This is a genomic window from Trinickia sp. HAY1-2D (genome assembly GCF_056754935.1).
On record NZ_JBPGWX010000002.1, the window covers coordinates 1,526,960 to 1,550,016 of the forward strand.

The 23,057-nt window shown below is 63.1% G+C and carries 22 protein-coding genes; 15 read left to right on the forward strand and 7 right to left on the reverse strand.

The window, feature by feature from the left end:
- Nucleotides 1-96: 96 nt before the first annotated feature.
- The gene (locus tag ACR9ZC_RS14290) at nucleotides 97-591 is read right to left on the reverse strand and encodes a cupin domain-containing protein (protein ID WP_481582672.1); all 495 of its coding nucleotides are present in this window, start codon (nucleotides 589-591) and stop codon (nucleotides 97-99) included.
- Nucleotides 592-927: 336 nt separating this feature from the next.
- Here ACR9ZC_RS14290 and ACR9ZC_RS14295 point away from each other — a divergent pair, with 336 nt between their 5' ends.
- On the forward strand, nucleotides 928-1,731 hold the full coding sequence (locus ACR9ZC_RS14295) for a fumarylacetoacetate hydrolase family protein (protein ID WP_481580796.1): 804 nt from the start codon (nucleotides 928-930) through the stop codon (nucleotides 1,729-1,731).
- A gap of 355 nt (nucleotides 1,732-2,086) precedes the next feature.
- The gene (locus tag ACR9ZC_RS14300; RefSeq protein WP_481580797.1) at nucleotides 2,087-3,223 is read left to right on the forward strand and encodes a porin; all 1,137 of its coding nucleotides are present in this window, start codon (nucleotides 2,087-2,089) and stop codon (nucleotides 3,221-3,223) included.
- 172 nt (nucleotides 3,224-3,395) lie between these two features.
- Here the strand turns inward: ACR9ZC_RS14300 and ACR9ZC_RS14305 are convergent, their stop codons facing one another.
- The 3 genes from ACR9ZC_RS14305 to ACR9ZC_RS14315 are packed head-to-tail and all read right to left on the reverse strand — an operon-like array spanning nucleotide 3,396 to nucleotide 7,073.
- The gene (locus ACR9ZC_RS14305) at nucleotides 3,396-4,982 is read right to left on the reverse strand and encodes a methyl-accepting chemotaxis protein (RefSeq protein ID WP_481580798.1); all 1,587 of its coding nucleotides are present in this window, start codon (nucleotides 4,980-4,982) and stop codon (nucleotides 3,396-3,398) included.
- 56 nt (nucleotides 4,983-5,038) lie between these two features.
- Nucleotides 5,039-6,067: a phosphotransferase family protein gene (locus ACR9ZC_RS14310; RefSeq protein ID WP_481580799.1), complete on the reverse strand. Its 1,029-nt coding sequence runs from the start codon at nucleotides 6,065-6,067 to the stop codon at nucleotides 5,039-5,041.
- A gap of 43 nt (nucleotides 6,068-6,110) precedes the next feature.
- The gene (locus ACR9ZC_RS14315; protein WP_481580800.1) at nucleotides 6,111-7,073 is read right to left on the reverse strand and encodes a C-terminal binding protein; all 963 of its coding nucleotides are present in this window, start codon (nucleotides 7,071-7,073) and stop codon (nucleotides 6,111-6,113) included.
- A gap of 271 nt (nucleotides 7,074-7,344) precedes the next feature.
- On the opposite strand from ACR9ZC_RS14315, the gene ACR9ZC_RS14320 reads away from it, so the two are divergent.
- Nucleotides 7,345-8,499 carry a porin gene (locus ACR9ZC_RS14320; protein ID WP_481580801.1) on the forward strand — a complete coding sequence of 385 codons (1,155 nt, stop codon included), beginning with the start codon at nucleotides 7,345-7,347 and terminating at the stop codon, nucleotides 8,497-8,499.
- Here ACR9ZC_RS14320 and ACR9ZC_RS14325 read toward each other — a convergent pair.
- Nucleotides 8,496-9,410, reverse strand: coding sequence for a LysR family transcriptional regulator (locus ACR9ZC_RS14325; protein WP_481580802.1), 915 nt, complete (start codon nucleotides 9,408-9,410; stop codon nucleotides 8,496-8,498). The two genes, ACR9ZC_RS14320 and ACR9ZC_RS14325, sit on opposite strands and share 4 nt — an antisense overlap.
- A 127-nt stretch (nucleotides 9,411-9,537) precedes the next feature.
- On the opposite strand from ACR9ZC_RS14325, the gene ACR9ZC_RS14330 reads away from it, so the two are divergent.
- The 6 genes from ACR9ZC_RS14330 to ACR9ZC_RS14355 are packed head-to-tail and all read left to right on the forward strand — an operon-like array spanning nucleotide 9,538 to nucleotide 14,915.
- Complete coding sequence (locus ACR9ZC_RS14330) at nucleotides 9,538-10,725, forward strand: acyl-CoA dehydrogenase (RefSeq protein WP_481580803.1); 1,188 nt, start codon at nucleotides 9,538-9,540, stop codon at nucleotides 10,723-10,725.
- Between the two features lie 6 nt (nucleotides 10,726-10,731).
- Entirely contained in the window at nucleotides 10,732-11,967 is a 1,236-nt protein-coding gene (locus ACR9ZC_RS14335; RefSeq protein WP_481580804.1) for a CaiB/BaiF CoA transferase family protein, read from the forward strand.
- Nucleotides 11,968-11,993: 26 nt separating this feature from the next.
- Complete coding sequence (locus ACR9ZC_RS14340) at nucleotides 11,994-12,743, forward strand: electron transfer flavoprotein subunit beta/FixA family protein (protein WP_481580805.1); 750 nt, start codon at nucleotides 11,994-11,996, stop codon at nucleotides 12,741-12,743.
- Nucleotides 12,744-12,758: 15 nt separating this feature from the next.
- On the forward strand, nucleotides 12,759-13,721 hold the full coding sequence (locus ACR9ZC_RS14345; RefSeq protein ID WP_481580806.1) for an electron transfer flavoprotein subunit alpha/FixB family protein: 963 nt from the start codon (nucleotides 12,759-12,761) through the stop codon (nucleotides 13,719-13,721).
- 49 nt (nucleotides 13,722-13,770) lie between these two features.
- Nucleotides 13,771-14,070 carry a hypothetical protein gene (locus ACR9ZC_RS14350; protein ID WP_481580807.1) on the forward strand — a complete coding sequence of 100 codons (300 nt, stop codon included), beginning with the start codon at nucleotides 13,771-13,773 and terminating at the stop codon, nucleotides 14,068-14,070.
- A complete protein-coding gene (locus ACR9ZC_RS14355) occupies nucleotides 14,067-14,915 on the forward strand; it encodes a 3-hydroxybutyryl-CoA dehydrogenase (RefSeq protein ID WP_481580808.1) in 849 nt (282 codons plus the stop codon). Before ACR9ZC_RS14350 ends, ACR9ZC_RS14355 begins: the two co-directional genes overlap by 4 nt.
- Here ACR9ZC_RS14355 and ACR9ZC_RS14360 read toward each other — a convergent pair.
- On the reverse strand, nucleotides 14,890-15,957 hold the full coding sequence (locus ACR9ZC_RS14360; RefSeq protein WP_481580809.1) for a LacI family DNA-binding transcriptional regulator: 1,068 nt from the start codon (nucleotides 15,955-15,957) through the stop codon (nucleotides 14,890-14,892). The two genes, ACR9ZC_RS14355 and ACR9ZC_RS14360, sit on opposite strands and share 26 nt — an antisense overlap.
- A 289-nt stretch (nucleotides 15,958-16,246) precedes the next feature.
- On the opposite strand from ACR9ZC_RS14360, the gene ACR9ZC_RS14365 reads away from it, so the two are divergent.
- The 6 genes from ACR9ZC_RS14365 (at nucleotide 16,247) to pobA (ending at nucleotide 21,670) form a co-directional block, all read left to right on the forward strand.
- Nucleotides 16,247-17,515 carry an MFS transporter gene (locus ACR9ZC_RS14365; RefSeq protein WP_481580810.1) on the forward strand — a complete coding sequence of 423 codons (1,269 nt, stop codon included), beginning with the start codon at nucleotides 16,247-16,249 and terminating at the stop codon, nucleotides 17,513-17,515.
- Nucleotides 17,516-17,522: 7 nt separating this feature from the next.
- Complete coding sequence (locus ACR9ZC_RS14370; RefSeq protein WP_481580811.1) at nucleotides 17,523-18,536, forward strand: fumarylacetoacetate hydrolase family protein; 1,014 nt, start codon at nucleotides 17,523-17,525, stop codon at nucleotides 18,534-18,536.
- Nucleotides 18,533-19,153 (forward strand): cytochrome b, encoded by a 621-nt coding sequence (locus ACR9ZC_RS14375; protein WP_481580812.1) that lies wholly within the window; start codon nucleotides 18,533-18,535, stop codon nucleotides 19,151-19,153. The genes ACR9ZC_RS14370 and ACR9ZC_RS14375 overlap by 4 nt, the downstream gene beginning before the upstream one ends.
- 13 nt (nucleotides 19,154-19,166) lie before the next feature.
- Nucleotides 19,167-19,730: a YceI family protein gene (locus ACR9ZC_RS14380; protein ID WP_481580813.1), complete on the forward strand. Its 564-nt coding sequence runs from the start codon at nucleotides 19,167-19,169 to the stop codon at nucleotides 19,728-19,730.
- 33 nt (nucleotides 19,731-19,763) lie between these two features.
- Complete coding sequence (locus ACR9ZC_RS14385; RefSeq protein ID WP_481580814.1) at nucleotides 19,764-20,354, forward strand: YceI family protein; 591 nt, start codon at nucleotides 19,764-19,766, stop codon at nucleotides 20,352-20,354.
- A 131-nt stretch (nucleotides 20,355-20,485) separates the two neighbouring features.
- On the forward strand, nucleotides 20,486-21,670 hold the full coding sequence (gene pobA / locus ACR9ZC_RS14390; protein WP_481580815.1) for a 4-hydroxybenzoate 3-monooxygenase: 1,185 nt from the start codon (nucleotides 20,486-20,488) through the stop codon (nucleotides 21,668-21,670).
- A 91-nt stretch (nucleotides 21,671-21,761) separates the two neighbouring features.
- Here pobA and ACR9ZC_RS14395 read toward each other — a convergent pair whose 3' ends face one another.
- Nucleotides 21,762-23,057 carry a multicopper oxidase family protein gene (locus ACR9ZC_RS14395; protein ID WP_481580816.1) on the reverse strand — a complete coding sequence of 432 codons (1,296 nt, stop codon included), beginning with the start codon at nucleotides 23,055-23,057 and terminating at the stop codon, nucleotides 21,762-21,764.

The window sequence follows — 23,057 nt, forward strand, 5'->3', positions numbered from 1 at the left end:
TGTATATGCCTTCGAGGCGAAGTATTCGGCGCCCGCGCGAGCGCCGATCAAATGATCGAATGAAATGGGGTAAGCGGCCCGTAGTCGCATGCGCGTTCAGGGCGCCGCGTCTTTGGCCGCGCCGATCAAGACGAACGCGAGCGTCGCGGAGCGTTCGCTTTTGTTGCGCCAAGCATGGCGGGTGCCGTTTTGAACGACGACGTCATGCCTGCGCAGCAGTTCGGCGCGCCCGTCGTCGAGTTCGAGCCAAATCTCGCCGTCGAGCACGATGCCGTAGTCGATCGTCGGCGTGGTATGCGTGCCGTCGGCTTCGAACAATTCGGCGAGGCCCGGGCTGATGGCGAGATTTTCAGCCGCGGCCGCGGCCGGATCGAAACCGGGTGCACCGAAGACGCGGTCCGGCGGAAACGTCACCACCAGAAAGCGGGTGCCCGATCGCGGCGGCACGATGCTCGTGACGGACAAGGTCGGATCGGTGCCGTCGGACGGCAGCGCAGGGGCAGGGTCCGTGGCCCAGATGAGCCTGGACATCATGCCCGGAACGTGCAGGAATGCATCGGAACGGGGTGCGACGCCGTCGTGCGCCACCATCGATGCGCCGGTTTCGTCATGTCCCGTGACGACGCGGCGTATCGCCAGCGGCACGCCGTCCAAGGCCGGCAGATTCGATTCGTTCACGGCCGTTCCCCCGAGGTAAGACGGACAAGTACCTGGGGCGCAAGGGCAGGCCCGCCCGAAGGGCTGCCTTCGGCACGACGGATTGGCTGCATGGCTCGTCTCCTTGTTTGCTAACGTTTGCACAAATTCTGGCAGAGCGTCATTCGATCTGTCAATAGCGGAAATACGCGCATTCTGTCGCACGAGGCGGATTGACCTCGTGCCTCCGTACTGCTAACGTTAGCAAAACCATGACCCTGGAGAGTGTCGATGTCGTCCGAGAAGATTGTTCGCTATGCGCTCGACGGAGCGACCTACTACGGCGTGGTGTCCGAAGACGCCACGATCGCGCGCTTGGCCGGTTCGCCGTTCGACGGCCTCGCGCGAAGCGGCGAGCGTGATCTATTGAGTCGTGCGCGTCTGTTGGCGCCGGTCGAGCATCCGAGAATCTTCGGTCTCGGCTACAACTACAAGGCGCATTCGAACGAAGTCGGCAAGCCGGTTCCGGATCTGCCCGTGCTGTTCATGAAGCCGAGCACCGCGGTGATCGGCCCGGACGAGTCGATCGTGTATCCCTCCGATGGAGAGATCGTGCATTTCGAAGGCGAACTGTGCGTCGTCATCGGCAAAGTTGCCCGGCATGTGACGGAAGCTCGGGCGCTCGACTACGTATTCGGCTACACATGCGGCAACGATGTCAGCGATAGAGTCCTGCAACGGCGAGAAAGCGCGTTCGGATGTCTCTTCGCGGGCAAGGGCTACGATACGTTCGCGCCGCTCGGCCCCGCTATCGTCACGGGGCTCGATCCGTCGAATGTACCGATCGTCACGCGTGTGAACGGGCAGGTGCGTCAGAACGGCAATTCGGCGGACCTTTTGTTTCCGGTGCCGTACCTCGTCGCCTATCTGAGCCGATATCTCACGCTGCTGCCGGGCGACGTCATCATGACCGGCACGCCGGCCGGCGTGGGGCCGATTCACGTCGGCGACACCGTCGAAATCGACATTGCACCGATTGGCGTGTTGCGCAATAGCGTCGTGGCGGAGACGCCGACGCACGGTCGAAGCGATTGACGGGTCAAACGACCGTCTGACCTTTCCGGGTAGGCATCGCTCGGCCTCGCAGCATCGGGCCGAGCCACGCGCGGGTTTCGATCGCATCGCCTCGCTGCGCACGTTGGCTAGCGCCGGGCGGTGATCCTCCGGCGTTACTCGCGCGTCCGGAAATACGATTCGCGGATCGTCAAGCCGTTTCTGTTTCACACGAAAAAATCCAAGCGGGTTGCATTCAAACCGATTGTGTCGCCCAGCGCCGATTTGGCGCTGTGGCGGCGTATTGCCTTTGCGTTCTCGGATTCAAATGTTTTTCCACTATCGCTGACATCAGGCAGCGATTTTTTAAGACGTTAATTAAATAAAAGGAAGACAAGTGAGACAAAGAAGCATGGCCGTTGTTTTTTTGAGTGGCGTGGCATTGAATGCACACGCGCAAAGCAGCGTCACGTTGTACGGTCGTATCGACAACGGGATACGGTACGAGAGTGGTTTGCCGACCGGGCACCTCTTCACCGCATCGGGCGGGGACTGGGGTTGCTCCTGGTTCGGGCTGCGCGGCACGGAGGATCTAGGCGGCGGAACCCGGGCGATATTCAATCTCGAAGGACAGCTCGACACGATGACCGGCGCATCGGAGGGCGCCTTGTTCAGCCGTCATGCGACCGTGGGGCTCGCCAACGATCGCTTCGGTACGTTCAAGCTCGGCAACCTGGGCGCGGGCGAGCTTTCGCAAGACAGCTGGCCCGTCGATCCTCAAATGATGCAACGCTACTCGATCGAAACCTTGGTTCGCGCCCGCAATTGGGCAAGCGCATCGAACGGCTTCGAGTATCAGACGCCGACATGGGGCGGCTTTTCGCTCAAAGGCCAGTACGACCTGACCAACAATACGGGTTGGAACAGCGCATCGTCGGCGACGGGCCAGGGCCGCTCCGATGGCATCGAGATGCTCTATCAGTTCGCGAACGCGGGCGGGCGCGTGATCTATGACGAGATTCGCGGCGCCGACGGCTCGTTCAACGACGTCTATGCCCACTCGCGGTCTCTTCTGGCAGCCGGCGCGTATTCGTTCGGGCCGGTGCGAGTGTACGCCGGCTATCAGCATCTGAGCGCGCCGAATGCAACCGATGCCAGCGTCGGCGTGGCGTCGAGTACGCAGCCGGTGGGCGTCTCCGCGCCCACGCAAGTGGACCACGAATGGATCGGCGCGGCCTGGAGGGTGACGCCCGCAACGGGGATCATGGCGGCGGTCTATCATGCGAACGCCAATCACGGCAACGGCAACGCAACGCTCTATACGCTCGGCGGTACATACGACCTGTCGAAGCGCACCTTTTTATACGCGGAGATGGCCTACGTTCGTAACAGCGCGACTTCCAACATCGGCTTGAGCGACGGGCCATACGGCAACAACGACTACGATCCCGCGACCAATACGGCGTCGAACGGCAATCCCAACTACGGGCACGCCCAAGCGGGTGCGTTCGTCGGGGTGATGACCGCGTTCTAAAGCTGCCGCTTTCCTAGCGCCTCGCCGCTCCCGTGGAGCGGCGGCGTACTTCCACGCACGACGAGTGTCGGCTGACACAGCGAGTTGTACGGGACCGAGTTCGGCGATTTTTGCCTGATCCCCTTGATCGCGACCGGGCCGCTCGCCGGATGCTTTGCCGATCGCCGCATCGTCACGAAGCGCGCGCGCCCCGCGCCGCGCCCGAAAGCTTGAACGATTCGACCAGCTTCGCCAATTTTCCGGCTTCTTCCTGCATGCGGCGAGACTCGAGTCCGGCTTGATCCACGAGTTCCGCGTTGCGCTCGGTCGTATGCTCGACCTGCGCCAGCGCTTCGTTCACCTGCACGATGCCGTCGCTTTGCGAACTGCTGGCCGTCGATATGTCGCTCAGCACCATCGCCACGCGTTCGACGGCGGCGACGACGTCCGTCATCGTCTCGCCTGCATCGGTCACGTGCCGGCCGCCGGCATCGACCCGCTCGGCCGCATCGCCGATCAAGGATTTGATTTCCTTCGCCGCATCCGCGCAGCGTCGCGCCAAATTGCGTACTTCCTCGGCGACGACGGCGAAACCGCGGCCTTGCACGCCGGCGCGCGCCGCTTCCACGGCCGCGTTCAGCGCGAGGATGTTCGTCTGAAATGCGATGCTGTCGATCACGCCGATGATGTCGACGATTTTGTGCGAACTGTCTTCGATCGACTTCATCGTCTCGATCACTTTGCCGACGGCCAGCCTACCTTTTGCCGCAACGCTCGACGTCGTCGTGGACAACATCTCCGCTTCACGCGCGCTTTCCGAATTTTCGGCCACCGTCGCCGTGAGTCTCGCCATGGAGGCGGCGATCCGCGTCAATGAGGCGGCTTGCGCTTCCGTTCTGACGGCAAGATCGGCGTTGCCCGATGCGATCTGCGCGACGCCGTTGCCAACCAGCGCCGTGGTTTCCTTGATCTGCGAGACGAGCAGCTTCAGATTGATTTGGAGAATGCGCAGCGCGTGCCGGATCCGCGCGGCCTCGTCGTCGCCGTGCGCTTCGATCGTTTGCGACAAATTGCCTTCGCCCAGCGCGTCGATATGGTCCTTGAGCCGTGCGAACGGTCCGGTCACACCCTGGCGAAACAATAGCGAGGCCAGCAAGCAGGAAACGATTCCGGCGACCGACGACCCGATGGCCCAGCGGCTCGCGCCGCCGCCCTCATGCGCAAGGACGGCCAAGTTGCCGGCGAAGAGAACGATCGTCAGGGCCATGAGCGCGTTCATCTTCCTCCAGACGGAAAACCGCCTTTCGGCGCGCAGGCGCCGGAAGATCGATCGCCTGACGAGTCGGCCTTGGTCGACGTCGATTTCGGCGCTGCCGCTCTTCATCGCGGCATACGCCTCGCTCGCCGAGCGAATCTTCTCCGGGGAGGCTTTCGCGCGAATCGTAATGTAGCCGGCGATACGGCGATTCACACAGATCGGCGCCGCCGTCATCTCGACCCAGAAGTGATCGCCGTTCTTGCGAAGGCCTTTCGCGACCCCCGTCCACGTGCGATTCGACCGCACGGTGCGCAGGAAATCCTCGAACACCTGATGCGGTGTGTCGGGGTGGGCGAGCAGGCTTTGCGGCGCGCCGAGCAGTTCGCTTTCGGCGTAGCCGCTCACCGAAATGAAATCTCGATTGGCGTAGGTGATCTTGCCGTCGAGATCGCCTTTCGAAATCATGGCGATCGAATCGTCGAGCACGTATTCGATCCCGCTGGCTGGTCTGTCAGCGTGCATGGCCGCCGGTCTCCGTAATTATTGTTCGTCGATGCGCCGCGTGCCGAGCGCGACGCCTACCTTGACGGCGTATAGCGACCGATGCCCTCGACCCATGCCGCCGCCACCTGGTAAAGATGGTCGACGGGTTCATGCAACAGTGGAACGGCGACCGAGCGGACCTGGTCGCGCAGCCGGTCCTCGGTCAGATACTCCACCGGTGACTTGCCGTCCACGCGCGCGAGCAGCAGCGCCGGGAGCAGCGCGGCCGCGCGCGCTTCGAGGCTTGCACGCAATTCCCAGTCCGCTTCGTCGAAGTACGCTTCGGTCAGCGCCTTGAATGAGATGATCAAGGCGTCGACCTTGTCGGGGCGCACGAGGCATTTGAGCAGCAGGTGATTGAGGCAGAACGCAAGATCGAACGCCGGATCGCCGAACCACGCGCATTCCGCATCGAGCAGCACGGGACCGTTGGGGCCGATGAGAATGTTCTTCGGACTCACGTCGCCATGAACGAGGGCCGTGCGTATCGAGGCAGTACGAAGCGCGAGCGTTCCCAGCCTGTGCGCCAGTGCCGGGTGCCGCGCGGACATCGCGATGAGGTAGGGGTCCAGACGCAACGCACGGAAGTTCTCCCCCGTGTCGAAAGCATCGGCGAGCTCGCTGCTGTCCGCGCTCGCGCTGTGCAAACTGCCGATCAAACGGCCGACGGCCTTGGCCGTGTCGATCTCCACTTCGCCTGCCATGAGCTGCTGCTTCCAAACCGGATGCTCGGCGGGGGAGAGGAAGGACATCGCGAACACCCCGAGCACCGGGTCGTGCGCCAGCGGCGTGGGCACGTTCTCGGGGCAGTGCTGCGCGGCGAATTGTATCCACGCCCATTCATAGGCGTTGCGCGAAACGGGCGCTTCCCATTGCGCGGAAACCTTCAAGGTGGAAAGCGCACGCTTGACGCACAGCGATCGTCCGGGTAGATCGACACGCCAAATGTCGGACGATACGCCGCCCGTCAAAGCGCGCCAGGACGCAGGTTCATTCGCGGCCGCGAGCCGATGCTCGATGAGAAAGGCGTCGAGGCGCGGGTCGGGGCAATTTCGTTCGTTCATCGTGAGACGGCAGTGGTGGAAAATCGAAACGGCACGCTTGCCGTCAAACCTTACGCAAGTTGCAGGGGTTGCGCGGCGCCTCGCCGCGCAGGACACGGACGACTTCCTGCGCCGCGCGCTCGCGCAATTCCAGCAGCGAAGCATCGGATGAAAACGCCACATGAGGGGTCAGCAGCGCGCCGGGCTGCCCGAGCAAGCGTGCGGGAACGGCGGGCTCCGATTCCAGCACGTCGAGGGCGGCCCCGGAGAGGCGACCGCTTTCGAGCGCCTCGATAACGGCGTCCGTATCGACGATCGCGCCGCGGCTCACGTTGACGAGCAGGCCGCCGGGCCGCATGCGCGCGATCCCCTCGCGATTGACGAGGTGGTGCGTGCCGTCGGTCAGCGGCGCATGCACGACGACGATGTCGCTTTGCGCGAACAATTCGTCGAGGCTGACGGCTTGCACCCCGTCGGCATTGGCGGGCATGAACGGATCGTGCGCCAGCACGCGGCATCCGAAGGCGGCGAACTTGCGTGCCGTCGCGCGCCCGATACGTCCGTACCCGATCAGTCCGCAGGTCAGCGACGACAAGCGGCGCAGCTTCGCGTCCGCCGGCGACCACCGTCCCGCACGCACCTCGCGGTCGAATGCGACGAGGCCACGGGTCCAGGCCAACGCGAAACCGACTGCATGATCGGAGACTTCCTCGACGCAGTAGTCGGGCACGTTCGTCACGAGAACGTTTCGCGCCGTTGCCGTCTGAACGGCGATGTTGTCGAGCCCGACACCGAGCCTCGCGACGATTTTCAGATTCGGTGCGGCGGCGATCGCATCTGCCGATACTTGCGCCCAGCACGTCAAGATGCCGGCGGGCCGATGCTCGCGCACGAGGGCTTCGATCGATGAGGCAGAGGCCGGCGATGCGGGGCCGCTGACCAGCCGAAAGCCCGACGATTCGACGATGGCGCGCTCGACGCTGTCGTCGGGCCAGGCGTAGTCGGTGAGAAGAACGGTATCGCTCATGAATGACCTTGTTCATGTGAATCGAGAAATGTGCTCAAACGTTAGCACGAGAAACGATGCCTGCCAAGACGGCCGGCGACACAGCCGGCCTGGCAATTCGCTGCGGCCATGCCTGCAATGGGCTTCGAGATGGGCTATCGAAAACCCCAATGTCGTAAGCTGAGCAGTCGAAATATTCTCCGTCTCAGTGCTAACGTTAGCGCTAACCGAGATCCAAGTGTGACGCATTCGATCGCACCCGACGACACGGACAACAACCAGGAGACAAGGAATGAAGCGGCAACTCGCATTCGCGATCGGAGGCTGTCTTTGCGCAGCGGCTCATGCTCAGAGCTCGGTCACGCTGTACGGCCTGATCGACAACGGCATTTCGTATGTCAGCAATCAGCGGGGCCACAGCGCCGTATTGGCGTCGACCGGGAATATCGTCGGCGATCGATGGGGGTTGACCGGCAGCGAAGATCTCGGTGGCGGATTGAAGGCCATTTTCAAGCTCGAAAACGGCTTCACGGGCACGAACGGCACGTTGCAGCAAGGCGGACGCTTGTTCGGCCGGCAAGCATGGGTCGGTATGTCCAACCCCTGGGGCGCCGTCACGCTGGGCCGCCAGTACGACTCCGTGGTCGACTATCTCGCGCCGCGCAGCTTGGCGCAAAGCTTCGTGGGCGGGCTCGAATTCATGCACCCCATGGACAACGACAACTTCGGCGACTTCTTCCGGCTCGACAATGCCGTCAAATTCGCGAGCACGGATTACAAAGGCCTGAAATTTGGCGGGCTGTATGCGTTCTCCAATAAGGCGGGCGGTTTTGCGGACAATCGCGCATTCAGTGCGGGGGCGACGTACGAGCGAGGGCCCATCACGGTCAGCGCGGCGTACATGCGCATCGACCACGCGGGGGATGGCGCCGCGGGCGCCCTCGACGGTTCGTCCACGTCGGGTGATGCGACGTTCCATGCGGCGACGCAGCAGGTATGGGGCGTCGGGGCGGGCTATACGATCGGACCGGCCATACTAGGCCTCGTTTGGAGCCATTCGCACTATGGCGCGGCGAGCGCGGTCTATCGCGGCAGCACGCTGGCCCCCGCGGCAACGGGTTCGCCTACCGATCTGACGTTCGACAATTACGAAGCGAACATCCGGTATCTGATCAATCCGGCGTGGGTAGTCGCGGCATCGTACACGTTCACCAATGGCAGCTATTCCAATGCCTCGGTTCGTGCGAAGCCGCGCTGGAATCAGTTCAATCTGATGACGGCCTATTCGTTGTCCAAGCGCACCGACCTTTATTTGATGGGCGAGTACCAAACCGTCAGCGGCGCGGGCTCGACGATATTCAACGGCGCCTTCATCGGCAGCAGCGGCGGCCCCTCGTCGACGAACCGTCAATTCCTGACGAGCGTCGGCCTGCGGCACAAATTTTAAGCCGCGGCGTGGGGCAGGACGGCAGCATTGCCGGCCTGCCTCGCAATCCAGTCGCGAAACCGGCCCAGCGCCGCGTTTTCCGCCTTCTCTTCCGGAAAGATCAGGTAATACGATCGGCTGCTCGGGTGTTCGTGCGAGGACACTTGCACGAGCGCGCCGCTTTTCAATTCGTCCTCCACGAGCAAGCGCGGCATGAGCGCAATGCCCATTCCTTGCTTCGCCGCTTCCGCGACCATCGAGAAGAGTTCGAGCCGCGGTCCCGCCATATCGCCTTCGACCTCCATGTCCTGGGATGCGAACCACTCGCGCCAGGCGTAGGGCCGCGTGCTCTGCTGCAGGAGCGTGTAGCGCTTCCAGTCGTTTCGCTTCAGTGCGCCGCGCGCTGTGAGGAGCGCCGGGCTGCATACCGCGACCAAGGTTTCTCCCATCAGCCGCAACCCGTCCGTGCCGGGCCAAATACCGGGCCCAGCGTGAATGGCCGCGTCGAATTCGGTGCCTTCGAATAGGAAAGGGCGCGTCTGCGAGGTCAGGTTCACCGTGATGTCCGGATGCGCCTCATGGAACATCGGCAAGCGCGGCAACAGCCATTTCGTGGCAAACGTAGGGACCACGGCGAGTTCGAGCGTTGCGCCTTGTCCGCCGCGAGCCATGAGTTCGAGCGTATCGCGTTCGAAATCGTTCAGGCGCGCAACGACCCTTCGGCTATAGGCCACCCCGGCTTCGGTCAATGCCACGCCGCGACGGCTCCGGCGAAACAGCTTCACTCCCAGGAAATCTTCCAACGTACCGATCTGCCGGCATATGGCGCTTTGCGTGACGGCCAGTTCGTCCGCCGCTTTGGTGAAGCTCTGGTGCCGTGCGGCCGATTCGAAGGCGCAGAGCGCGCCCGTGGAGGGAATCTTTCTGCGCATGACGGTGGGTCTCCGGTTACTCTGACAACAAGTGAGATTTTCGCACAGATCAGTGCGAACAAATCGTTTGTGCGTGACTCATGGTGTGATTAGAGTGGCTCTAATCTCACTTTCTTTCGAGTTCGAAATGCGTGCACAGCACAAGTCAGCCAGCTTCAAATGGGACGATCCCTTGCTGCTCGATCAGCAACTGACGGACGAAGAGCGCATGGTGCAGGAATCGGCGCGCGCCTACTGCCAGGAACGACTGGCGCCGCGCGTGCTCGATGCGTTTCGGCGCGAGCATACCGACGTCGACATTTTTCGCGAGATGGGCGAGCTCGGCTTGCTTGGTGTGACGATTCCCGAGGCGTATGGCGGTTCCGGGTTGAACTACGTCAGTTACGGGCTCGCGGCGCGCGAAGTCGAGCGCGTGGACTCCGGGTATCGCTCGATGATGAGCGTGCAGTCCTCGCTCGTGATGGTCCCGATCAATGAATTCGGCAGCGAGGCGGTCAAAAACAAATATTTGCCGAAGCTCGCGCGCGGCGAATGGATCGGATGCTTCGGCCTGACCGAACCGGATCACGGCTCCGACCCGGGCAGCATGGCCACGCGCGCGAAGCGCGTCGATGGCGGCTATTTGCTGACGGGCAGCAAGATGTGGATTACGAACAGCCCGATCGCCGATGTCTTCGTCGTATGGGCGAAGGACGACGAGGGAGCGATCCGCGGCTTCGTGCTCGAAAAAGGTTGGAAAGGATTGTCCGCTCCGGCCATTCATGGGAAGGTCGGCCTGCGTGCGTCGATCACGGGCGAAATCGTCATGGACGAAGTGTTTTGCCCGGAAGACAATGCGTTCGAGCACGTGCGAGGGCTCAAGGGTCCGTTCACTTGCCTGAACAGCGCGCGATACGGCATTGCATGGGGCGCGCTCGGCGCGGCGGAAGATTGCTGGCATCGTGCGCGGCAATACGTGCTCGAGCGCAAGCAGTTCGGCAAGCCGCTCGCCGCGAACCAACTGATCCAGAAAAAGCTCGCCGACATGCAAACGGAAATCACGCTCGGTTTGCAAGGTTGCCTGCGGCTTGGCCGGATGAAGGACGAAGGCACGGCGGCCGTCGAAATCACATCGATCATGAAGCGCAACTCCTGCGGCAAGGCGCTCGATATCGCCCGCCAGGCGCGCGACATGCTGGGCGGAAACGGCATCAGCGACGAGTTCGGCGTTGCGCGGCACCTCGTGAACCTGGAGGTGGTCAACACCTACGAAGGCACGCACGACATCCATGCGCTCATTCTCGGGCGCGCCATGACCGGCATCGCGGCGTTCTAGGCGACTATGAACGACTTCAAACAAGGCGCGCTGTCCGGCCTGCGGGTGCTCGATCTGTCGCGCGTGCTCGCCGGACCCTGGGCGAGTCAGTTGTTGGCGGATCTGGGGGCGGACGTCGTCAAGGTCGAGCGTCCGGGCGCCGGCGACGATACGCGCGCGTGGGGGCCGCCCTGGCTTGACGACATCGATGGCAAGCCTACCGGCGAATCCGCGTACTACCTGAGCGCCAACCGCAACAAGCGATCGGTGACGATCGACATGGCGCAGGCCGACGGCCAGGCGCTGATCCGGCAGCTTGCCGGCAAGGCGGATATCGTCATCGAGAACTTCAAGGTCGGTGGCTTGGCGCGGTACGGGCTGGACTATGCGAGTCTGTCGGCGATCAATCCGCGGCTCATTTACTGCTCGATCACCGGCTTCGGGCAAACCGGTCCCTATGCCGCGCGCGCCGGCTATGACTTTCTGATTCAAGGCATGGGCGGATTGATGAGTCTGACCGGGCGGCCCGACGGCTCGCCGGGCGAGGGTCCGATGAAGGTCGGCGTGGCGCTGACCGACGTCATGACGGGGCTCTATTCGACCGTGGCCGTTCTTGCCGCGTTGGCGCATCGCGAGCGCTCGGGCCGGGGCCAGCATATCGACCTCGCGCTGCTCGACGTGCAAATCGCGTCGCTGGCGAATCAGGCGGCCAACTACCTCGTCGGCGGCGACGTGCCTCGACGGATGGGCAACGCGCATCCGAACATCGTGCCGTACCAGGACTTCCCGACGGCGGACGGCTACATGATCATCGCCGTGGGCAACGATTCGCAGTTCGCGAGTCTATGCGAGGCGATCGACCGGCCGCAGTGGGCGCGCGATGCGCGCTTTCGCACTAACCCGCAGCGTGTGAAGCATCGCGACGAGCTCGTCGAATCGTTGCGCGGCATCACGCTCACTCGCACGACCGCGCAATGGGTGTCCATGCTGGAAGCGCGCGGCGTACCGTGCGGCCCCATCAATCGAATGGACCAAGTGTTCGCCGATCCGCAAGTGCAAGCACGCGCGATGCGCTTGGAGATGAGCCATCCCGTCGCGGGAAAGGTGCCGCTGGTGGCCAATCCCATACGAATGTCGGAGACGCCCGTCCAGTACCGGCATGCCCCGCCGACGCTCGGCGAACATACCGAGGCCGTGCTCGGCGAATGGCTCGCGCTCGATGCGCCGCAGCTCGCCGCCTTGCATGACAGAGGCGTCGTTTAACCGACATTTCATCAGGGAAAGCAATCATGAAGGTCCTCGTACCGGTCAAGCGCGTGGTCGATTTCAACGTGAAGGTTCGCGTGAAGTCGGATGGCACGGGCGTCGATATTGCGAACGTGAAGATGTCGATGAACCCGTTCGACGAAATCGCGGTGGAAGAGGCGGTGCGGCTGAAGGAAGCGGGCGTGGCGACGGAAATCGTGGCGGTGTCGTGCGGAGTGGCGCAGGCGCAAGAGACGCTGCGCACGGCGCTGGCGATCGGTGCCGACCGCGCGATTATGATCGAATCGAACGAGGACTTGCAGCCGTTGGCCGTGGCGAAGCTGCTCAAGGCGTTGGTCGATAAAGAGCAGCCGCAGCTCGTGATTCTGGGCAAGCAGGCGATCGACGACGATTCGAACCAGACGGGCCAGATGCTGGCGGCGTTGGCGAACCTGCCGCAAGCGACGTTTGCCTCGAAGGTGACGATCGCCGAGGGCCGTGCGACGGTGGCGCGCGAAGTGGACGGCGGTGCGGAGACGCTGACGCTGAGCTTGCCGGCGGTGGTGACGACGGATCTGCGCCTGAACGAGCCGCGCTATGTGACGCTGCCCAATATCATGAAGGCGAAGAAAAAGCCGCTGGAAACGCTGAAGCCCGAAGACCTTGGGGTGGACGTCACGCCGCGCTTGAAGACGCTGAAGGTGGCCGAGCCGCCCAAGCGCAGCGCCGGTGTAAAGGTGCCGGATGTGAAGACGCTGGTCGAGAAGTTGAAGACCGAAGCCAAGGTGGTGTAAGGGGAGCGCGAAGAAATGACGATTCTGGTGATTGCCGAACATGATGCCCGGAACGAAATCCCCTTGGGGGACAACGCGACCGTCAAGGGCGCGACATTGAACACTATTGCTGCCGCGCAGAAGATCGGCGGCGACATTCACGTGCTGATTGCCGGTCACAACGCGCAGGCCGCGGCCGATGCAGCGGCGAAGATCGCGGGCGTCTCGAAGGTGCTGCTCGCCGATGCGCCGCAACTGGCTGCAGGTCTGGCGGAGAACGTCGAAGCGACGGTGCTCGAGATCGCGAAGGATTACTCGCATATCGTGGCGCCGGCCACGGCTTACGGCAAGAACATCGCGCCGCGCGTGGCGGCGAAGCTGGACGTGGCGCAGATCAGCGAGATCACCGCGGTGGTGTCGCCCGATACGTTCGAGCGGCCGATCTACGCGGGCAATGCGATTGCGACGGTGCAATCGGGCGATCCGATCAAGGTGCTGACGGTGCGTGCGACGGGCTTCGACGCCGTGGCGGCCGTTGGCGGCAGCGCTGCAATCGAGAAGATCGAGGCGGCGGCGGAGCGCGGCATCTCGCAGTTCGTGAACCGCGAGGTGACCAAGCTGGACCGTCCCGAGCTGACGAGCGCGCAGATCGTGGTGTCGGGTGGCCGGGGTCTGGGCAGCGGCGAGAACTATCAGAGCGTGCTCGTGCCGCTGGCCGACAAGCTCGGCGCGGCGTTGGGCGCGTCGCGCGCCGCGGTGGATGCGGGCTATGTACCCAACGATTATCAGGTGGGCCAGACGGGCAAGATCGTCGCACCGCAACTGTACGTTGCGGTCGGTATCTCGGGTGCGATTCAGCATCTGGCCGGCATGAAGGATTCGAAGGTGATCGTCGCGATCAACAAGGATCCTGAGGCGCCGATCTTCAGCGTGGCCGATTACGGGCTCGTCGGCGATTTGTTCACCGCGGTTCCCGAGTTGATCGAAACGCTCGCTTAGGTGCGGGTGACAGTGAGCGCGAAATCCGCGCGTCTACCGGAGTCACGATATGGATGCGATGCAACGCGCTCGCTTCGATGCGGCCGCAGTAGCCAATGCGGAAGATGCATCGGTCTGGCGATGGTTTTCCGCGCTTCTAGAGGAGCGTCGCATTCGTTGGCGCTATACGTTCGACAACTGGGTAATCAGCGTCGACCGGATGCGAGTGGCCACCGAGCCCACGTTCGACGGTGCGATCCGAGCCGCAAAAGACGAGGCCGAGCTGCGCAGAGTCGGCCAGCCCGGCGACTGGTCGGCGCCGAAACGGCGTCGCGCCGAATCATCCGAATATCTAAGGCAGCAACCATGAACTACGAAACGATAGGCATCGTCGGCGCAGGCCAGATGGGCACGGGGATCGCGCAAGTCTGCGCGGCAGCGGGGCTGACGGTCGTGCTCAGCGACGTCGATGAAAGCGCGCTCGAGCGCGGGCGCGAGCGGCTGTCGGCGGGCTACGACAGCCTGGTCTCGAAGCAGAAGATGACGGCCGGTGACGTTGCCGAAGCGATGGGGCGGGTGAAGACGACGTCCCATTCCGCCGCGCTCGGTACATGCGATGTCGTCATCGAAGCGGCTACGGAAAACGTCGGGATCAAGCACCAGATATTGCGCGAGTTGGACAGAATCGCCAAGCCCGGCGCCATCATCGCAACGAATACGTCGTCCGTGTCGATCACGCAATTGGCGGCTACGCTCGCCGACCCGTCGCGTTTCGTCGGCATGCATTTCTTCAACCCCGTTCCGGCGATGGCGCTCGTGGAAGTCATTCGCGGCATGCAAACGAGCGACGCCACGTTCGAGACGACCGTTGCGCTTGCCGAGCGCCTCGGCAAATCCGCGATACAGGTGAAGAATGCCCCCGGTTTCGTGGTCAACCGCATTCTCGTGCCGATGATCAACGAAGCCGTATTCGCGCTGCAGGAAGGATTGGCGAGCGCGAACGAAATCGACGCGGGCATGAGGCTGGGCGCGCGTCATCCCATGGGGCCGTTGGCGCTCGCGGATCTGATCGGCCTCGACACCGTGCTCGCGATCATGGAGGTGATTCAGCGCGAGACGGGCGACACGAAATACCGGCCCGCGTCGTTGCTCAAAGAGATGGTGGACGCGGGCTATCTCGGCCGTAAGACTAAGCGGGGCTTTTACTCCTACTGACCGTGGCCGTGGCGCGCTCTCGTGCCGCCGCAGCGGGCGCGCGCGTGCTGCCCCGCTGGATCAACGTGGCCGTGGCGATCGAAGCGTAGGGCGCGCGCGCGGCGGCGTTTTGGCGGATCTGGTGCACGAACCAGAGGCCGCACGCCGTGGCCAGATCGTGAACGGGAAGGCCGATGGTCGTGAGACCCGGCCCCCACCAACTGAATCCCATCTCGTCGCCGAAGCCCACCACCGAAAGTTGCTCGGGAACGGCGATACGTTGAGCCATGAGCTCTTCGACGATGCCTTGCGTGATGCGCACCGCACCGGCCACGACGGCCGTCGGCGCTGCGGCCTGCGCCAGCAGGTCTCGCATGGCTTCGCGCCCGAAATCGATCGAACCCGGCGGGCCGAGCCGGACGAACTCGGCGCTCGGGCGCGCATTGCGCGGCATGGCTTCGATGGCTCTTCGATAACCCTGCAGTCGCGCTTCGCCGGTGGGCAGCTCGTCGGTGCCGCCGACGTAGGCGATGCGTCGGTGGCCGAGCGCAATCAAATGGTTCGTCGCATCGAACAGCGCCTGCGTATCGTCGATGCCGAAGTACTGGTCGCCGATGACGGCTTGCCGGCGAATCAATTGGACGTGCGGCAACAACTTGAGCAGGCGCGTGGCTTCCCGATGCGGCTTCGCCGTGGGAACGATGATGATCCCGGCCACGTTCGCGCTCGTCAGCTCGCGAATGTGATGCAGCTCGACCATCCGGTCGTCTTCGGTTTCCGACAACATCAATTGAAAGCCCGCGCCCTGCACGCACTTCGACAGCGCGTGTGCAATCGTCGAATAGAAGCTGTTGCGAATATCGGGCAGCACGAGGCCGATGAGATTGCTGGACACGCCGCGCATCATGCGCGCCGCGAGATTGGCCACGTAGCCCATTTCATTGGCGACTTCCGTGACCTTCTTTTTGGTGGCGGCGCTGATTCTCGGATCGTCGGCGAGCGCGCGGCCAACCGTCGAGGGAGAGACCTCGAGGCGGGCGGCGATGTCTTTGATGGTGATCATGGCGTTCCAATGAGGGCGGATTCGGACAAACGATAGCACACTCACTCGCTGCAAGGCAGTTCCCCCGATCGACCGCCCGGTACGACGGCGAACGAGCAATTCCCCCGTCGGATCATGCGTTTGCACGCGCCTAGTGCATACGTAAGCACGAAATAAGTAGATGTACGCATTTGACAGCGAAAGAGCGGGCATCTAATCTACGCTAACGTTAGCATTGATCGTGTGAAGCGGTAATCGAAAGAACGCCGTCATGGCGTATCGCACGAAGACAACTTAATGGAGACAATTGATGACCGCTTCTCACCATGACATCGGGTACGAGCGCAAAACGCTCGTCCTGCTGGGCCTGGGGTTCGGACTGGTCGGTTTCGACCGGTGGCTGATGGCGCCGATGTTTCCGTACATGATGAAAGACCTTGGCCTCGACTATTCGCAACTGGGTAGCTTGATCGGCGTACTCGGCGTGGCGTGGGGCATCTGGTCGATCGTCATGGGGCCGGTTTCGGATCGCATCGGCCGCAAGAAGATTCTCGTCGCGACGATGATCGTCTTCTCCGTGCTGTCGAGTTTGTCGGGGTTCGCGACGGGCTTCAGCAGTCTCTTGTTGTTGCGTGCCGCGATGGGCGTCGCCGAAGGTGCATTCACGCCCGCAAGCCTCGCGGCAAATAGCGAGGCGTCGCGTCCCGCCCGACGCGGCCTGAACCAGGGCTTGCAACTGAGCATGATCCCGCTCGTCGGGCTCGGTTTCGCCCCCATCGCCGCCACGCAACTGCTTCGCGTCGTACCGTCGTGGCACTGGGTATTCATGATCTCGGCCGTGCCGGGCTTGATCGTCTCCGCGCTGATCTGGCGACTGCTGCACGAGCGCACGCGCAGCCGCGATGTCCCGCTCGGCGTCGAGGGCGCCGCCAAGATGGAATGGACGCAGTTGCTGCGCACGCGCAACGTGCTCGTCGCGACTGCTGCCATTCTGTGCGCGATGGGCGGCATTTTCGTGATCGGTGCGATGGTTCCGATCTACCTCGTCGCCGTCCTTCATCTGGACACGCGGAGCATGGGCTTCGTCGCTTCGGCGATCGGATTCGGCGGGTTTGCGGGCTCGTTCGCGCTGCCCGGTATCTCCGATCGCGTCGGCCGACGCCCGACCGCGCTGTTCGGCTTCGTCGCCGCGACGCTTCTGCTCTATTGCTTCGCACGCACGGGCCCCCATCCTCAAATGCTCTTCGCGCTGCTCTTCGGCGTATCCCTCTTTTCGATCGGCTTGCTGTCGTTGCTCAGTGGGCCGGTTGCCACCGAGGCGGCTCCGCCCGGTCTCGTCGCGTCGGCCATCGGCTTCGTGTCGGGCGTGGGTGAGACGTTCGGGGGTGGCGTTGCTCCTGTGATCGCCGGTTTCATCGCGCAGCATTTCGGCCTGGCCCGGACCCTCGATTTCGCGTTCTACAGTCTCGTCGCCGGAGCGGGCATTGCCGTGCTGCTCGTCGAAACCGCGCCGCGCCGGCGCACCCTTGCGCGCCCGGACGGCGATGCGGTCGAAGTTCATTTCGTCAACGATCTTTGAGCCGGACATGTCTCCTGTACTCGTGAACGTGTCGATCGCCGCCTGCACGCCGTTTCCGGCGCTGCTGTTCGAAGGCCGCGTGATGGCTTTGGCGCAGTGGCGCGCCAGCGGGTTGCGCGGCACATCGTCGGTCGCCGAATTCCTGAATGAATGGGAGTGCAACGCCGATCGATTGAAGCAGGTCGTTCGATCGGAAGGGACGCAGACGCTCATCGCGGAAAAAGGTGTCGAGCTCGCTGCCTTCCGGATCCACGAGCCGATCGCCCCGCGGCAGGTCTACTGCACGATCGGCAATTACAGTGAGCAGGTGGTGCAGGCAGCCCTCGATGCACATGGCGCTGCCGATGCGCCTGTCCGCCGGGAAGCCGTGCTCGCATCGATCGAAACTCGGCGGCGCGTGGGCACGCCCTATATATGCGTGAAGGGAACAGCCGCGGTTTCGGCCCCGTTCGACCCATTGCCGGTCGAAGCCGGCATGTCGACGCTCGATTGGGAGGTGGAGATCGGGGTCGTGATCGGACGGCGCGCTTGCAACGTCGACGTCGCAAGCGCGCTCGACTATGTCGCGGGCTATTGCGTCGTCAACGACATCACGTTGCGCGATCGCGTAGTGCGGACCGACGTGCCGGTGCTCGGCACGGATTGGCTTCAGTCGAAATCGAGAGCCGGATGGCTGCCGGCCGGTCCGTGGCTGGTTCCGGCATGGGACATCGAGGCGCCGTCGGCGCTGCGACCGTGGTTGCGGCTGAACGGCGCATTGATGCAGGACGGGCAGGCCGGCGACATGATTTTCAGCATTGCCGAGCAGATCGCCTACCTGTCGACGCATACGTCGTTGCAGCCGGGCGACTTGATCTGCACGGGTACGCCTGCAGGCATCGGCAGTCACCACGGGCGATATCTGCGTGCCGGCGATGTGCTCGAGGCCGGTGTATCGGCGCTCGGCACGCAACGGATCGTTTGCGTGGAAGTGGTCGGAGGCCGTTCGGATGGGGGAGCGGGACGAGGAGAGGAACGATGAGTCAGACGAACAGCGCGGGCAGGCCCACTCAGGAGCGCTTCGAAAGACGTGCGGGCGAGCACGTGTCTCCGACCGTTGGTGGCCGGGGTGCGTATACGGCCGCTGCAATCGGGTTGCACTGGATCGTCGCGGCGTTGATCGTCGGCGGGTTTGCGTTGGGCTGGGCGATGACGCGCATGCCGGGCATCACGCCCGATAAGCTGCGCTTCTATTCCTGGCACAAGTGGATCGGCGTGACGGTGCTCGCGTTGGCCGTGTTGCGCATCGTCTGGCGGTTGACGCATCGGGCACCCCCGTTGCCCGATTGCATGAGCGCGTGGCAACGCTGCGCGGCGAATGCCGTTCACGTGGCGCTGTACGCGCTCATGATCGCGATTCCCGTTTCGGGCTACCTCTACACCGCGGCGGCGAATGTGCCCGTCGTCTATTTGGGCCTCATACCGATGCCGCAGCTCATCGCACCGGACCCGGTACTCAAGGTGTGGTTCAAGTCCATTCACATTGCGCTCGATTACGGACTGCTCGCGCTCGTTGCAGGGCACGTCGCCGCGGCCGTCAAGCATCAGTGGATCGATCGGGACGGACTGCTCGGGCGGATGCTGCCTTTTCTCAAATGACGAAGGATCTTCGATGAAGTCATCGCTTTACCACTGCATGGCGCCGGTGCTCGTGGCAGCCGTCTTGACTGCGCCCGGCGCGGCGCGCGCCGAAGTCGACCTCGCGAAAAGCTCGATCACCGCGGTATCGAAACAGATGAATGTGCCCATCGAGGGCGTCTTCAAGAAGTTCAGTGCGCGCGTGAGCTTCGATCCGGCCAAACCGTCGGCAGGCAGCGCGCTGATCACGGTCGATGTCGGCAGCTATGACCTGGGCGATTCCAGTTACAACAGCCAGGTGGCCGGAAAGGAATGGTTCGACGCGAGGACTTATCCGACGGCAACGTTTGCTTCGAGCGAGATAGCCGCTGCCGGTGCCAATCGGTACCGCGTGACGGGAAAGCTGACGATCAAGGGCAAATCCGCGATCGTCACCGTGCCCGTCACGCTAACGGTGCGTGACCACGCTCAGACGCTGGACGGCAGCATGCCGATCAAGCGCTCGCAGTTCGATATCGGGACGGGCGAGTGGAAGGACACGTCGATCGTCGCGGACGACGTCACCATCAAATTCCATCTCGTTGCAGCGAAGTTTTAAAGAGAATCCAATTCAACGCATTTGGAGGAGACAATGAACAAAGCAAACCAGCTCGTCACGGCGGGCCTCATCGCCATCGCGGGAGCATCGTGTTCGGCCGCCGCTTCTGCGACCAGCTATCAACTCGATCCGACGCATACCTATCCCAGCTTTGCCGTCGACCATTTCGGCGGTGTGTCGATCTGGCGAGGCAAGTTTACGAAGTCGAGCGGCACCGTGACGCTCGATCTCGCGAAGAAGACCGGGACAATCGATGTGTCGATCGATCCGTCGTCGATCGACACGGGCAACGCGCAACTCGATCAAAACCTGCGCGGGACGCAAGGGTTCGATACGAAGCAATTCCCGAGCGCGATTTACAAGGGTACCCAAATCCGATTCGATGGCGATCGGCCCAAAGAGGTCATCGGCGCGCTGACGCTGCATGGCGTCACGCGGCCGGTCAATCTGCGGATCGAATCGTTCAAATGCTTCATGAATCCCTACTTCAAGCGCGAGGTGTGCGGTGTGGAGGCAAGCGCACAGTTCAACCGCGCCGACTTCGGCATCGATATCGGGCAGCGGCTTGGGTTCAACATGCTGACGAAGCTTCAGATTCAGGCGGAAGGCATCAAGCAGGAATAGGGCCGCGCCGCAAGCGCTAGCCGGCGATCTTTTAAAAGTCCTGTTCTATTGCACAAATGTGCCTTCTCTATTCGCGATGAACGTCGAAAAATACAAGCAAACGACGAGACATCTTGAAAGGGGGCACCGTCATGAAAACCCGAGTCGCGATCATCGGCGCCGGACCGTCGGGTCTGCTGCTAGGCCAATTGCTGCAACGAGCAGGCATCGACAACGTGGTGCTCGAGCGGCAGACGGGCGGCTACGTGCTCGGGCGAATCCGGGCGGGCGTGCTCGAGCAGGGCGCGGCGGATCTCATGCGCGAGGCTGGCGTCGGCGCGCGTATGGATGCGGAAGGACTCGTGCATGAAGGCATCGAACTCGCCTTCGGCGGCCGGCGCGACCGCATCGATCTGAAGGCATTGACGGGCGGTGCCACGGTGCTCGTCTACGGCCAGACCGAAGTCACGCGCGATTTGATGGCGGCGCGCGAGGCCAGTGGCGGTACGACCATCTATGAAGCCCGCAACGTTCAATTGCACGGGATCGAGGGCAACACGCCCCGTGTCACGTTCGACAAGGACGGCGAGACGATGGCGCTCGAATGCGAATTCATCGCTGGCTGCGACGGCTTTCACGGTGTATCGCGCAAGGCGATACCCGCGGATCGCCTCACGCAGTACGAGCGCATTTTTCCATTCGGATGGCTTGGACTGCTATCGGATACACCGCCCGTCAGCCATGAACTGATCTACGCCCACCATGCGCGCGGCTTTGCACTGTGCAGCCAGCGCTCGATGACGCGCAGCCGCTATTACCTGCAAGTGTCGCTGAGCGAGAAAGCCGAGGATTGGACGGACGAGCGCTTCTGGGCCGAGCTCCAGGCGCGCTTGCCGCGGGATCTGGCCGAGACGCTCGTGACAGGCGATTCGCTCGAAAAGAGCGTGGCGCCGCTACGCAGTTATGTGGTCGAGCCGATGCAATATGGCCGGCTCTTTCTCGTCGGGGATGCCGCGCACATCGTCCCACCGACGGGTGCGAAGGGGCTCAATCTTGCCGCGAGCGATGTCGGCACCCTGTACCGGATTCTCCGTGGCGTCTACGAGGGCGGGCGCACTGACTGGCTCGAGAAATACTCGTCGATCGCACTACGCCGTGTTTGGAAAGCCGTGCGTTTTTCCTGGTTCATGACGAACCTGCTCCACGAGTTTCCGGACCGCGATGGTTTCGACAAGCAGATGCAGCGCATCGACTACGAGTACTACACCCGTTGCGATGCGGGGTTGAGGGCGATCGCCGAGAACTACGTAGGGCTGCCTCATGAAGCGATCGAATAGGGTGCCCAAACGTTGGAAGGGGCAGGAACTTGGCCGGCAGGGATGACCGTTCAGTGGTGGCCTTTCGGCGCCCCCTGCCTCGCCGTACCGGTCAACCGTCGGGCAGTGCACCGGTGTACTCGTACGCCACCGTTCCCTGGGGATGCGTGTGCCAGCCCGGATCGCGGTAGTCGTTGCGCCCGAGCCCCTGCCTGACCTTGACGACCGTGAACATGCCGCCCATTTCGAGCGCGCCGAAAGGCCCGGTGCCCGTCATCATCGGCAGCGTGTTTTCGGGCAAGGGCATCTCCATTTCGCCCATTGCGCCACCGGTGCTGCCCATCGCCATATAGTCCGGCACCACGTTGCCGATGCGTTCGGCCAGGTCGTCCTGCCGTACCCCGATCATCGTCGGCACGCGGTGCCCCATCGCGTTCATCGTATGGTGCGACTTGTGGCAATGAAACGCCCAATCGCCCGGCCGGTCCGCGGTGAACTCGATCGCGCGCATCTGGCCGACTGCAACATCGGCGGTCACCTCGGGCCAACGGGCCGCCGGTGGGATCCATCCGCCGTCCGTGCCGGTGACCTCGAAGCGATAGCCGTGCAGATGGATCGGGTGATTCGTCATCGTCAGATTGCCGAACCGGATGCGTACGCGATCGCCGGCGCGCACCGGCAACGGATCGATGCCGGGGAACACGCGCGAGTTGAAGGTCCACATGTTGAAGTCCGTCATTTCGTTGACGCGCGGCGTAAAGCTGCCCGGATCGATGTCGTAGGCGGCCAGCAAAAATACGAAATCGCGGTCGACCGGCATGACGCTACGGTCCTTCGGGTGGACGATGAACATGCCCATCATCCCCATCGCCATTTGCACCATCTCGTCGGAGTGAGGGTGATACATGAACGTGCCGTGCGTCTCCAGCTGGAACTCGTAGACGAATGTCTTGCCGGGCGGGATGTGGGGTTGCGTCAATCCACCGACACCGTCCATGCCGTTCGGCAGCCGCATTCCGTGCCAGTGGATCGTGGTGTGCTCGGGCAGTCTGTTGGTGACGAAGATACGGACCTTGTCGCCTTCGACGGCCTCGATCGTCGGGCCCGGCGACTGACCGTTGTAGCCCCAGAGGTTGGCCTTCATACCGGGCGCCATTTCGCGCACCACGCGTTCGGCCGTCAGGTGAAACTCCTTCCAGCCGTTTTTCATCCGCCAGGGCAACGTCCATCCGTTCAGCGTCGCGACCGGTGTATAGGGGCGGCCGTTGGGCGGCATGAGAGGCGGCTGCGTCGCCGCGGCCGCCATGGTCGGCGCTTCCGGCAATGAAGCCGCGCCGGCCTTGCTGACCATGGCGGCACCGAGCAGGGCGGCTCCCGAGCCGCTCAGGAATTGTCGACGGGACACCAT